The 11,969-nt window shown below is 55.8% G+C and carries 12 protein-coding genes and 1 tRNA gene; 7 read left to right on the top strand and 6 right to left on the bottom strand.

Annotated elements, in window-relative coordinates:
- Nucleotides 1-43: 43 nt before the first annotated feature.
- Entirely contained in the window at nt 44-337 is a 294-nt protein-coding gene (locus tag PU683_RS21360) for a co-chaperone GroES (RefSeq protein WP_007372708.1), read from the bottom strand.
- 237 nt (nt 338-574) lie between these two features.
- On the opposite strand from PU683_RS21360, the gene yjeH reads away from it, so the two are divergent.
- Nucleotides 575-1,831, top strand: coding sequence for an L-methionine/branched-chain amino acid transporter (gene yjeH, locus PU683_RS21355; protein WP_277174694.1), 1,257 nt, complete (start codon nt 575-577; stop codon nt 1,829-1,831).
- 31 nt (nt 1,832-1,862) lie between these two features.
- Here yjeH and PU683_RS21350 read toward each other — a convergent pair whose 3' ends face one another.
- Nucleotides 1,863-2,327 carry an FxsA family protein gene (locus PU683_RS21350; protein WP_042718491.1) on the bottom strand — a complete coding sequence of 155 codons (465 nt, stop codon included), beginning with the start codon at nt 2,325-2,327 and terminating at the stop codon, nt 1,863-1,865.
- Nucleotides 2,328-2,665: 338 nt separating this feature from the next.
- Between PU683_RS21350 and aspA the strand changes: the two genes are divergently transcribed.
- The 5 genes from aspA to PU683_RS21325 all read left to right on the top strand — a co-directional run bounded on the left by aspA (nt 2,666) and on the right by PU683_RS21325 (nt 8,219).
- Nucleotides 2,666-4,102, top strand: coding sequence for an aspartate ammonia-lyase (gene aspA, locus PU683_RS21345; RefSeq protein ID WP_277174594.1), 1,437 nt, complete (start codon nt 2,666-2,668; stop codon nt 4,100-4,102).
- 115 nt (nt 4,103-4,217) lie between these two features.
- Entirely contained in the window at nt 4,218-5,519 is a 1,302-nt protein-coding gene (locus PU683_RS21340; RefSeq protein ID WP_277174593.1) for an anaerobic C4-dicarboxylate transporter, read from the top strand.
- 84 nt (nt 5,520-5,603) lie between these two features.
- Nucleotides 5,604-5,927, top strand: a complete 324-nt coding sequence (cutA, locus tag PU683_RS21335) for a divalent cation tolerance protein CutA (RefSeq protein WP_277174592.1) — start codon at nt 5,604-5,606, stop codon at nt 5,925-5,927.
- Entirely contained in the window at nt 5,903-7,597 is a 1,695-nt protein-coding gene (locus PU683_RS21330) for a protein-disulfide reductase DsbD (RefSeq protein ID WP_277174591.1), read from the top strand. The genes cutA and PU683_RS21330 overlap by 25 nt, the downstream gene beginning before the upstream one ends.
- Nucleotides 7,598-7,643: 46 nt before the next feature.
- A complete protein-coding gene (locus PU683_RS21325) occupies nt 7,644-8,219 on the top strand; it encodes a transcriptional regulator (RefSeq protein WP_277174590.1) in 576 nt (191 codons plus the stop codon).
- Here PU683_RS21325 and PU683_RS21320 read toward each other — a convergent pair.
- Both PU683_RS21320 and PU683_RS21315 read right to left on the bottom strand, forming a co-directional pair.
- Entirely contained in the window at nt 8,216-8,821 is a 606-nt protein-coding gene (locus tag PU683_RS21320; protein ID WP_277174589.1) for a LysE family translocator, read from the bottom strand. The two genes, PU683_RS21325 and PU683_RS21320, sit on opposite strands and share 4 nt — an antisense overlap.
- 37 nt (nt 8,822-8,858) lie before the next feature.
- Nucleotides 8,859-9,704 (bottom strand): AraC family transcriptional regulator, encoded by an 846-nt coding sequence (locus PU683_RS21315; protein WP_277174588.1) that lies wholly within the window; start codon nt 9,702-9,704, stop codon nt 8,859-8,861.
- Between the two features lie 182 nt (nt 9,705-9,886).
- Here PU683_RS21315 and PU683_RS21310 point away from each other — a divergent pair.
- Nucleotides 9,887-9,962: transfer RNA gene (locus tag PU683_RS21310), tRNA-Phe, on the top strand.
- A gap of 547 nt (nt 9,963-10,509) precedes the next feature.
- Here PU683_RS21310 and PU683_RS21305 read toward each other — a convergent pair.
- Nucleotides 10,510-10,947 (bottom strand): DUF6756 family protein, encoded by a 438-nt coding sequence (locus PU683_RS21305; protein ID WP_277174587.1) that lies wholly within the window; start codon nt 10,945-10,947, stop codon nt 10,510-10,512.
- A partial coding sequence (locus tag PU683_RS21300; RefSeq protein WP_277174586.1) for a polymorphic toxin type 47 domain-containing protein occupies nt 10,941-11,969 on the bottom strand: 1,029 nt, incomplete at its 5' end. The genes PU683_RS21305 and PU683_RS21300, both read right to left, overlap by 7 nt.

Below are 11,969 nucleotides of genomic sequence, written 5' to 3'. Positions count from 1 at the left end.
TTCTGTATTCCTTAAATTCGTTCAGGTTCGTTCGCGCGCGTTGTTACGCTTCAACAATTGCCAGAATGTCGCTTTCGGACATAATCAGCACTTCTTCGTTGTCGATCTTCTCAGCCTTCACACCGTAACCATCGTTGAAAATCACGATATCGCCCACTTTCACGTCCAGCGGCTGAACAGTACCGTTTTCCAGGATGCGGCCCTTACCGACAGCGATGATTTCGCCACGAGTTGATTTGCCTGCCGCAGAACCGGTCAGAACGATACCGCCAGCAGATTTAGACTCAACTTCCTTACGTTTGACGATCACACGATCATGTAACGGACGAATACTCATTTGATAGCTCTCCTTTGAGAAAGTCTTTATCAGTTATGGTGAGGCCGGGTCCACAGGGTTATCCGGCTGGTGACCTGAGAGATGGGGTTAGGCCTCTCCCCCTTCAAGGGGTAAAACAAAAAAAATTTTCGAAAATGCAAACGGCTGCCCCCTCCCTTTACTGGCGGGGATCAGCGAGCCCTAAGCAAAACCGGGTGTGCTACCATCGAGGCTCCCGATATGAGACAGACAGAAAAAATGAGCGGATTAAAACAAGAGCTGGGGCTGGCGCAGGGTGTTGGATTACTCTCGACCTCTTTACTCGGCACCGGGGTCTTCGCCGTTCCGGCGCTGGCCGCGCTGGCGGCCGGTAACAGCAGCCTGTGGGCGTGGCCGTTACTTATCGTGCTGGTCTTCCCGGTGGCAATTGTCTTTGCGGTGCTCGGGCGTCACTTCCCCAGCGCGGGCGGCGTCGCCCACTTTGTCGGCATGGCGTTTGGCCCGCGTTTGCAGCGGGTGACCGGCTGGCTGTTTCTCTCGGTGATCCCGGTTGGGCTACCTGCGGCTTTGCATATCGCCGCCGGTTTCTGGCAGGGGCTGTTTGGCTGGCAGGGACCGATGCTGCTGATGGCGGAGCTGATGACGCTGGCGCTGATCTGGCTTATCGGCACGCGCGGAGCGGGATCCAGCGCCAACCTACAATCGATTATCGCCGGGCTGATCGTTGCCCTGCTGGTCGCCATCTGGTGGCGCGGCGGCATTACCTTGCATGAGATTCCCTTTCCGCCGCCGGGCGACGTCACCCTCTCTGAGATGTCCGCTTCATTAGCGGTAATGTTCTGGTGTTTTGTCGGGCTGGAGGCATTCGCCCATCTCGCTTCGGAGTTTAAAAACCCCGAGCGGGATTTCCCCCGTGCGCTGATGATTGGCCTGCTGCTGGCAGGCGGCGTCTACTGGGCCTGTACCGTGGCGGTGCTCAAATTCGATCTCTGGCACCACCTGGGCGCAGCAGCCTCGCTGCCGGTGATTGTCGTCGATCTCTTTGGTAAACAGGCGCTGTGGGTCGCCTGCATTATTGGCTACCTGGCCTGTTTCGCCAGCCTCAATATCTATATTCAGAGCTTCGCCCGGCTGGTGTGGTCGCAGGCAGCATACAAACCAGACAGCGCGCTGGCGAAACTCTCGGCGCGCCAGCTGCCGCTTAACGCCCTCAATGCGGTCATTCTCTGCTGCGTGGCCTGTACGCTCGCTATTTACGCCTTCAACATCAATCTCGACACCCTGATCATCTATGCCAACGGCATCTTTATCATGATCTACCTGCTCTGCATGCTGGCGGGGTGTCGGTTGCTGAAAGGGCGCTACAAAGCGCTGGCACTGCTCGGCAGTGTGCTCTGCCTGCTGCTACTGATCATACCTGGCTGGAAGAGTTTATATGCGGTGGTGATGCTGGCGGCACTGTGGCTCTTGTTACCGAAACGGCGCACCGCAACGGTTCGTTCCGTGCCGGAATAAAAAAATGCCCGGCGAAGCCGGGCAGCGGAGCTTAACGATCGTCTTTATGATCGAGACGGTTGTTGGGGTCATCTTTACGCTGATATTCGCCTTCAAAGGTGTCACCACCGCCAAACCCGGCACCGGCACCCGGCCCGCGCGAAAAGCGCAGGTGCGGCATCAGTTTGAGGGTGATCAGTTTCTGCACTGGCGGCACCAGCAGCAGCAGGCCGAGGAAGTCGGTAAAGAAACCGGGCAACAGCAGCAGCAGGCCAGCGATCACCAGCGACACGCTCTTGATCATCTCGGCCGCCGGGCTTTCACCCGCCGCCATCTTCTGCTGCATCGCCATCAGGTTTTTAAAGCCCTGGTTGCGCACCAGCGACATGCCGATAACCGAGGTGAAGAGCACCAGGATGAGCGTCATCAGCACGCCAAAAACGTGCGCCACCTGAATGAAGATTGAGATTTCGATGTAAACGTATAAGAAAAAAGCAATAAACGGTATCCAGCGCACTGGCTTCTCCTGTGAACGAGCAGCTGTCATCTGACCGCTGCTAAAATGAGTGTGCGAAATCGCATACCGTTGAGATGGTGCCAAAGTTGAAAAATTCAATTTCCCCCACGGTGTAAAGTTTTGTTTGTTACGCAGCGGTGACTTGTTTCACATATTGGTAATTATGATGGGACCAGTAAGATAATAAGTGATCCCGATTACGGCATTTCATCTGCGCCAGCATATAATTTCACTCTTCTGGCCGATTGAGGGAATAATCGTCGGTCGAAAAAGACACATAACCACATAAATATTGTGTGATTGGTGTATTCATTCGTAGCTTGAAAAAGAAGGTTCACATGTTAAACAACATTCGTATCGAAGAAGACTTGTTAGGTACCAGGGAAGTGCCAGCGGATGCCTACTACGGCGTGCATACTCTGAGAGCGATTGAAAACTTTTATATCAGCAACAACAAGATCAGCGACATCCCTGAGTTTGTTCGTGGCATGGTGATGGTGAAAAAAGCCGCAGCGCTGGCGAACAAAGAGCTGCAAACCATTCCTAAAAGTATTGCTAACGCTATTGTTGCCGCATGTGATGAGGTGCTGAACAACGGCAAATGCATGGATCAGTTCCCGGTTGACGTCTACCAGGGCGGCGCGGGCACCTCTGTGAACATGAACACCAACGAGGTGCTGGCAAACATCGGCCTTGAGCTGATGGGCCACCAGAAAGGGGAGTACCAGTTCCTCAACCCGAACGATCATGTGAACAAATGCCAGTCCACCAACGATGCCTACCCGACCGGGTTCCGCATCGCGGTTTACACCTCGGTGGTCAAACTGATTGACGCCATCAAACAGCTTGGTGAAGGCTTTGAAAACAAAGCGGTGGAGTTCAAAGATATCCTGAAAATGGGCCGTACCCAGCTGCAGGATGCGGTGCCGATGACCCTCGGCCAGGAGTTCCATGCCTTTAACGTGCTGCTGAATGAAGAGACCAAAAACCTGCTGCGTACCGCGGAACTGCTGCTCGAAGTGAACCTCGGCGCAACGGCTATCGGTACCCGCCTCAACACGCCGGATGGCTACCAGCAACTCGCCGTGCAGAAGCTGGCGGAAGTGAGCAACCTGCCGGTAGTGCCGGCGGAAGATCTGATCGAAGCGACCTCCGACTGCGGTGCCTACGTAATGGTGCACAGTTCATTGAAACGCCTGGCGGTGAAGCTCTCTAAAATCTGTAACGACCTGCGCCTGCTCTCCTCGGGGCCGCGTGCCGGTCTGAACGAAATTAACCTGCCGGAACTGCAGGCGGGCTCCTCCATCATGCCTGCCAAAGTGAACCCGGTGGTGCCGGAAGTGGTGAACCAGGTCTGCTTTAAAGTGATCGGTAACGACACGACCGTTACCATGGCTTCCGAAGCGGGTCAGCTGCAGCTGAACGTGATGGAGCCGGTGATTGGCCAGGCGATGTTCGAGTCAATCCACATCCTGACCAACGCCTGCTACAACCTGCTGGAAAAATGCATTAACGGCATCACCGCCAACAAAGAGGTGTGTGAAGGCTACGTCTATAACTCCATCGGTATCGTTACCTACCTCAACCCGTTTATCGGCCACCACAATGGCGATATCGTCGGCAAGATTTGCGCCGAAACCGGCAAGAGCGTGCGTGAAGTGGTGCTGGAGCGCGGACTGCTGACGGAAACGGAGCTGGATGATATCTTCTCTGCTCAGAACCTGATGCATCCGGCCTATAAAGCGAAACGCTATACCGATGAAAGCGAACAGTAACCCTCCTCCAGGTTAAAAAAGATGAAAGGCACGTCCTCCGCGACGTGCCTTTTTCTTTTGGGTGGTTACTTACCAATAACATTTTCGTATCACTTGGAAAACAAGGAAGCCCACTATGTTTGCTGCAGAGCTTGTCCTCGTCTTACTAGCCATCTACCTTGGCGCCAGGCTCGGGGGGATCGGCATTGGTTTTGCCGGTGGCCTCGGAGTGCTGGTGCTGACGCTCTTCTTTCAAATTAAACCGGGCGCCATCCCTTTTGACGTCATCGAGATCATTATGGCGGTGATCGCCGCGATTGCCGCCATGCAGGTGGCGGGCGGTATGGATTACCTGGTCAGCCTCGCCGAGCGCATGCTGCGCCGCCACCCAAAGTACATTACCTTTCTCGCCCCGCTGGTCACCTGGTTTATGACCATTCTGGCGGGTACCGGCCACACTGCCTTTTCCACACTGCCGGTGATTACTGAAGTAGCGAAAGAGCAGGGCATCCGCCCCTCACGCCCGCTCTCTATCGCCGTGGTGGCGTCACAAATCGCCATTACCGCCTCCCCCATCTCCGCGGCGGTGGTCTTCTTTGCCGGTATTCTTGAACCACTGGGCGTCAGCTATCTGACGCTGCTGGCGATCTGTATTCCCGTCACGCTGATTGCCGTAATGCTGACAGCTATTGTCTGTAATTTCCTTGGCTGCGAGCTGAAGGACGATCCGGTCTACCAGGAGCGGCTGGCGAAAGGGGAAGTGAAATTGCGCGGCGAGCAGGTATTCGCCCTTAAACCCCACGCCAAACGCTCGGTGATGCTCTTTTTGGTCGGCATTATCGCCGTCATGCTTTATGCCACCGCCATCAGCCCGACGGTGGGGCTTATTGCCAACCCGGTGCTGCCGCGTAACGAAGCAATTGTGGTGTTTATGCTGACTATCGCGACGCTTATCTGTCTGAGCTGCAAAGTCGATACCGGCGAGATCCTCAACGCAGGCACCTTTAAATCCGGCATGAGCGCCTGTATCTGCGTGCTCGGCGTCGCGTGGCTCGGCGACACCTTCGTCAAACACCATATTGACGATATTCAGATGGTAGCGGGCGATCTGCTGCACAGCTACCCGTGGCTGCTGGCGGTAGTGCTCTTTTTCGCGGCGACTCTGCTCTACTCGCAGGCGGCAACCACTAAAGCATTGATGCCTGCCGCGCTGCTGCTTGGCGTCTCGCCGCTGACGGCCGTGGCCTCCTTTGCCGCCGTTTCGGCACTGTTTGTGCTGCCGACCTACCCGACGCTGCTGGCAGCAGTGGAGATGGATGACACCGGTTCAACACGCATCGGCAAGTTTGTCTTTAACCACCCCTTCCTGATCCCCGGCGTGATCGCCATCGCGCTCTGCGTGGTGCTCGGCTTTATCTTCGGCGGTATCTTGTTGTAAAAGTCTATAAATCGGGCTGCCCGGCGGCCCGATCTTCCCGCGTCGCATGCTATAGTCCCTGCTTTCGCTTTCAGGAGGTTGAGAATGAACACGCCCGACGCCGTTGTTGTACTCTGCACCGCCCCGGATGAAGCCACCGCCCAGGATCTGGCGGCCAAAGCGCTGGCGGAAAAACTCGCTGCCTGCGTGACGCTCCTTCCCGGCGCGACCTCGCTCTACTACTGGGAAGGGAAGCTGGAGCAGGAGTATGAAGTGCAGCTGCTGCTGAAAACCGACGTCGCGCACCTCGACGATCTCTTCGCCTGCCTGAAATCGCACCACCCTTATCAAACCCCTGAACTGCTGGCGCTGCCAGTTTCTCACGGAGAGCACGACTACCTCACATGGCTCAACGCATCCTTACGCTGATCCTGCTGTTATGCAGTACATCTGCTTTCGCCGGGCTGTTCGACGCGCCCGGCCGCTCTGACTTTGTGCCTGCCGACCAGGCGTTCACCTTTGATTTTCAACAGCATCAACATGACCTGACGCTCAACTGGCAGGTGAAAGAGGGCTACTACCTCTACCGCCAGCAGATCCGCGTCACGCCTGCGCAGGCGCAGATCGGCGTGCTCGTTCTGCCCAAAGGTGAGAGGCATGAAGATGAGTTCTACGGCAAGACCGAGATCTATCGCCAGAAGCTGAACCTGCCGCTAACGGTGGCGCAGGCCGGAAAAGGCGCGACGCTCACCGTGACTTATCAGGGGTGTGCCGATGCCGGTTTCTGCTACCCACCGGAAACCAAAGTGGTGCCGCTGATGGAGGTCGCCGCCGCGCCGGTGGTCGAGCCAAAAGCCGCACCGACCACGGATACCGCGCCCGATCGCCCGCTGCCCTTCTCTGCCCTCTGGGCGCTGCTAATCGGTATCGGCATCGCTTTCACCCCCTGCGTATTGCCGATGTACCCGCTGATTTCTGGCATTGTGCTCGGCGGCAAACAGCGTCTTGCCACGCCGCGCGCGCTGCTGCTGGCCTTTATTTATGTGCAGGGGATGGCGCTGACCTATACCGCGCTGGGGCTGGTAGTGGCCGCCGCCGGGCTGTCGTTCCAGGCCGCGCTGCAGCACCCTTATGTGCTTATCGGCTTGTCGCTGCTGTTTAGCCTGTTGGCGCTGTCGATGTTCGGCCTCTTTAACCTGCAACTTCCCTCCGCGCTGCAAACCCGCTTAACGCTGTGGAGCAACCGCCAGCAGGGCGGCTCCGTCGGCGGCGTGTTCGCGATGGGGGCGATTGCCGGGCTTATCTGCTCCCCCTGCACCACCGCGCCGCTCAGCGCCATCCTGCTCTATATCGCCCAGAGCGGAAACCTGTGGCTCGGCGGCGGCACGCTCTACCTTTACGCCCTCGGCATGGGGCTGCCGCTGATCCTCGTGACGGTGTTCGGCAACCGCCTGCTGCCGAAAAGCGGGCCGTGGATGGAGCAGGTCAAAACCGCCTTTGGCTTTGTGATCCTCGCCCTGCCAGTCTTTCTGCTCGAGCGCGTGCTGGGCGAAGCCTGGGGGCTGCGGCTCTGGTCGTTGCTCGGGGTCGCCTTCTTCGGCTGGGCATTTGTCACCAGCCTCAATGCCAGGCGCCCCATTATGCGGGTGCTGCAAATCGTCCTGCTCGGCGCGGCGCTGGTTTGCGCGCGTCCCTTGCAGGACTGGGCCTTCGGTGCGCCAGCCACGCAGTCGCATACGCCTTTGGCCTTTACGTCGGTGAAAAGCGTCGACGATCTCAACCGGGCGCTGGCGCAGGCCAATGGTCGGCCTGTCATGTTGGATCTCTATGCTGACTGGTGCGTGGCCTGTAAGGAGTTTGAGAAGTACACCTTCAGCGATCCGAAAGTACAGGCAGCACTGAACAACACGCTGTTATTACAGGCCAATGTGACGGCCAATGACGCGCAGGATGCGGCGCTTTTACGCCATCTGAATGTGCTGGGGTTGCCGACCCTGCTCTTTTTTGACGCGCAAGGGCGAGAGCAGCAAGCTTACCGGGTGACCGGGTTTATGCCTGCCGAAGCCTTTGCCGACCATTTGCGCAAACGCGTCCCGTAAACAACACTTGGTGGGGAAGTTTGACGCAGTAACGGAGGAGACCACTGTGCAACGCGAAGACGTTTTAAGCCAGACATTGCAACTGCTTGAATTACGAGGCATTGCGGACACCACTCTTGAAATGGTTGCCGAGCGCGTCGACTATCCGCTGGAGGAGTTCCGCCGTTTCTGGCCTGATAAAGAGGCGCTGCTTTATGATGCGCTACGCTATTTAAGCCAGCAGATCGATACCTGGCGTCGCCAGCTGCTGCTAGATGAGAGCCTCAACCATGAACAAAAACTGCTGGCGCGCTACGGGGCGCTGACCGAGTGCGTGAGCAACAACCGCTATCCCGGCTGCCTGTTTATCGCTGCCTGCACCTTCTTCCCCGCGCCGGATCACCCGATTCACCAGCTGGCGGATCAGCAGAAGCTGGAGGCGTATAACTTCTCCCACAAGCTGCTGAGCGAGCTGGAGGTGGACGACCCGGCGATGGTCGCGAAGCAGATGGAACTGATCCTGGAAGGGTGCCTCAGCCGTATGCTGGTCAATCGCAGCCAGGCGGATGTTGATACCGCCCAGCGGCTGGCGGAAGATATTCTGCGCTTTGCCCGCTGCCGCAAGGGTGGCGCGCTGACCTAAGCGCTCAGCAGCCCCGCCCACGCTGAGATAAACAGGCACAGCGCCATCGCCCGCTGGAAGGCGACAAGTGAGGCCGGGGTGCGAAAGAGTCGGTTTACGGCTTTGCCGAGCAGCGCCCAGGCGGCAAGGCAGATGAGCGAGATCAGGAAAAACGACAGCGCCATCACCGAGACCTCGCGCAGCGGATGACCGCTGTGTGGGGTAAAGAGGCTCACTACCGCTAAGGCCATCATCCAGGTTTTTGGGTTGATGAGTTGTAATATCGCCGCTGCACGCACGCTAAACGGTTGCTGCGCCTCACCATGCAGATCGGTGGCTGGCGCACGAAAGAGCTGCCAGCTCATCCAGCTTAACCACACCACGCCCGCCCAACTCATCACCGTTCTTACCAGCACATGTTGCTGCAAGATTTGCCCTGCCCCCGCGCCGGAGATAAAGACGATCGCGCTGGCGGCGACACAGGCGCTGACCACCGCCGGCAGTGTGGCTTTGACGCCGAAGCGCTGGCTGCTTGCAAGGATCAGGATATTGGTCGGGCCGGGGGTGATCGACGCGACAAAAGCGAAGAGTAAAAACGGCAGAAAGGTATATAGCAGGGTCATTGTCAGGCTCCTTAGGTTTCAGCCTGTCAATGTCGCGTTATTTGAGGCCGTCGTCTGGAAGGTTTGTGCAGAGCCTGCGGTAGTGCGCCGGAGAGATACGGTAAGCGCGCTGGAACCAGCGCCCAAGATGGCTCTGATCGGCAAATCCCACAGCGGCAGCCACATCGGCAGGCTGGTCGCCCCGCGCCAGCTGCGCCCGCGCAGTGGCGAGGCGAAGCTGAACAAGCCAGGCGTGCGGGCTTAAACCGAACTCGCGCTTAAAGCAGCGCGTCAACGTAAAGCGATCGGTGCCCGTTTCTCGCGCCAGATCCGTTAAGCCAATATTGTCGCCAATATGCGCGTGAAGGTAATCCCGTGCGCGATGGGCAATCGCCACGCTCTGGATCTGCGTCGGGATGCGTTTGCGCCACTGACAGTGGTGCGTCAGCTCGCCGAGCAGCGCATCCATCGTCCCCTGCTGCACAATGCGCATCTCGTCGCTGTGCAGCGCGTTAAAGGTTTGCGCAATGGTGCGAATCAGCCGCGGTTCGCGGGCGATGGTGTGGGAAAAGTGCAGCGCGTAGCTGGAGGGCACCGCGTCATACAAGCCGCGCAGCGTGGTGTTGAGCCAGCGATCGTCGAGGTAAAAGGTGAGATAGGTAAAGCCGCCCTCTACCGGCGCGTCGCCATCGTGGATCTCGCCCGGCTCAAGTAAAAAGGCATCGCCCGGTCGGCTATGGTGGCGCTCGCGGCGGCAGTGAAACTGCTGGGTGCCAGACAGCGTAATGCCCACCAGATAGCTGTCATGCCAGTGCGGGTCGTAAGCATGCCCTTCAAAATGGGCGCGGATGGTCTCAATCCCCGTATCCGCATGCTGTCGCAGCTCAAGCCAGTCTTTAGACATTTCGCCTCCGTATACTATCGAAAAATAGCATCCATCAACGCTATGTAAAAGTCTGGAAGATTTGTGCAGCCGCCTTTTTTCGGCGCGGTTTTGCGCGTTTTGCCGCAAAGTTGAGCAACTGAAAGGGATTTCGGGAAATTTGGTTGACGCCCACTGGCGATTACGGTTTAATGCCGCCCGTTGCCCGGATAGCTCAGTCGGTAGAGCAGGGGATTGAAAATCCCCGTGTCCTTGGTTCGATTCCGAGTCCGGGCACCACTTATTCTTAACCCTCGCCTTCGGCGGGGGTTTTTCGTTTCTGGCGTACGGACTCTCCATCGAACTCCGTTCGATTATTCGCCGCGAGCGACTGGTCAGCGCGTGTCTGAGCCTCCGAGTGAAGCCGTGGGTCTGGTAGTGGACCTCATCAAAGTTGCCATAATGAATAGCAATAATGCGCAACACGAAATGATGCAGTAGCAACTTCCAAATTTTGATCCAGAACGAGTGCTTGCAAGAAAAGCATTTGACCTGCTTAAGTAGAGTTAAATTTTAAGCAGGTCAATTCCACTTAACCAGGCTTGTCACTGTTTAGATATAACGTGCGCTTACGAATGGTTTTGAGGAGAATATTAATTTTTTTCAAAGGATTATTGCTGCATAAAAATATCTTCCTGAATAGCATTATTAAGATTCTAATATTATTCATTTTTCATATTTAATTTAGCATTACAGCATTTGCCATAAAGACTAATTTTCCCAGAAAACCCAAAATTAAATTCTTATTGCACCCCACATCTGGTCCCCTACTAAAATATCTTTTCAATCAACTAGATGAACAAACGATAATCTCACCATGATCGTTTTCACAAACTAACCATGACAATTCTTCAGAAACCACATAATATTCGAAATACCGGCATTGCTCTATAACAAAGACTAAAGCGTTGAGAGGGATCTTATATAAGTACATTTGTTCATTATCTTCATCAGCCAAGAAGAAAACGTACGAGTTATGAGCTTGAGAAAATTTATTTTCCACGATCTCGGCGATGTATTTGTAGCCAGAATTATCTTCGTAATGCAAGGTATCAATTTTATTTTTCAGAGATAACCACCAGGCTCGTGGGTTTCCAGAGACGTAATTTTTCTTAATCTTTCCAATTATGGCAGTTGCGTTAACCACAACGTAGTCGCCAATACCTGCTTTATTAAACGCATCCTCAAGTTCTGCTCTTAACTCTGACTTTTGTTCATTCAACATTGTCCTGTTCCTTTCGTATTTGAACGGTGTGGATGTTGTGGACCTTTATAAGTAATGTTTCCACGATTAGCCCCTCCGGCTCCTCGTTTTCCTTCTGACTGCCAGCCAACATGTGGTTTGTCATGTCCGGCTTTAACATCCATATCGTCATGTGGTGCATCATAAGCAACTTTCGCACCATTTTTCCCTTTGAATTCAACAACGGTCCCTGTTTCAGGATCAACTTTTGAGAAGGTAACATCATCCGGGTTCGTCATACCGGCTTTTTCGAATCCTGCTCTTCTTGCAGAATCAAAATCTGGCTTGTGTTCAACAGTAGCAAGACCAAATGGATCGATCCATGTTAGCGGGTTTACCGCATACTGATAAAGATTCCAGCCCCCAGCTAACCCTATCGGGTCCTGAACAATGAACCGTCCGGCCTGTGGGTCGTAATAGCGGAACAGGTTATAGTGCAGGCCGGTTTCGCTGTCTGCATACTGCCCGGCATAGCGCAGGGGCTGATGCGCCAGCGCCGTGTCCTGCGCCAGCCGCGTGAAACCGTCCGTCTGATGGCGGACCTCGCCGAAGCTGCCATAGTGCCCGCTCCAGCAGAGGCGGCCTTCTTCGTCTGTCACTTCCAGCGGCGCGCCGTTCAGGTCGGTACTGAACCAGAATATCTCCCCGATCCTGTCCTCACGCAGATGGTCAATCCGCGCCAGCGGGCTCCAGGCCTCATTCGGGTCGTAAATACAGGTGCTGCACTGCCCGCCTTCATGCTGCTCCTGCAACAGGCGGTAACCCTGCCAGAGAAAACGCGTTTCACTGATGCCGTGCCCGGTGGTGACCGTCTTGCGGATGCGCCTGCCGAGTGCGTCATAATCATAGTGCGCTTCAAAGCGTCCCTGCGGCCCCGTTCCGCGGGCAGATACAAGGCGGTTTTCGGCATCATACGTGTAGTGCTGTTCATACAGCCCGCTGCGCCTGTGGGTCAGGTTGCCCCACGCATCGTACTGCATAAACAGGTTCTGCCAGTGCTGCAG

Source organism: Candidatus Kosakonia sp. 282A-S69 (genome assembly GCF_029433855.1).
GTDB lineage: Bacteria > Pseudomonadota > Gammaproteobacteria > Enterobacterales > Enterobacteriaceae > Kosakonia > Kosakonia cowanii_A.
Note: the sequence above shows the minus strand (reverse complement) of the source record. Positions and strands in the feature narration are given on the sequence as shown.

What these genes read in the sequence shown, in the direction of transcription:
- PU683_RS21360 (WP_007372708.1), bottom strand. Translation starts at nt 337, where the DNA reads ATGAGTATTCGTCCGTTACATGATCGTGTGATCGTCAAACGTAAGGAA.
- yjeH (WP_277174694.1), top strand. Translation starts at nt 575, where the DNA reads ATGAGCGGATTAAAACAAGAGCTGGGGCTGGCGCAGGGTGTTGGATTA.
- aspA (WP_277174594.1), top strand. Translation starts at nt 2,666, where the DNA reads ATGTTAAACAACATTCGTATCGAAGAAGACTTGTTAGGTACCAGGGAA.
- PU683_RS21340 (WP_277174593.1), top strand. Translation starts at nt 4,218, where the DNA reads ATGTTTGCTGCAGAGCTTGTCCTCGTCTTACTAGCCATCTACCTTGGC.
- cutA (WP_277174592.1), top strand. Translation starts at nt 5,604, where the DNA reads ATGAACACGCCCGACGCCGTTGTTGTACTCTGCACCGCCCCGGATGAA.
- PU683_RS21330 (WP_277174591.1), top strand. Translation starts at nt 5,903, where the DNA reads ATGGCTCAACGCATCCTTACGCTGATCCTGCTGTTATGCAGTACATCT.
- PU683_RS21320 (WP_277174589.1), bottom strand. Translation starts at nt 8,821, where the DNA reads ATGACCCTGCTATATACCTTTCTGCCGTTTTTACTCTTCGCTTTTGTC.
- PU683_RS21315 (WP_277174588.1), bottom strand. Translation starts at nt 9,704, where the DNA reads ATGTCTAAAGACTGGCTTGAGCTGCGACAGCATGCGGATACGGGGATT.
- PU683_RS21305 (WP_277174587.1), bottom strand. Translation starts at nt 10,947, where the DNA reads ATGTTGAATGAACAAAAGTCAGAGTTAAGAGCAGAACTTGAGGATGCG.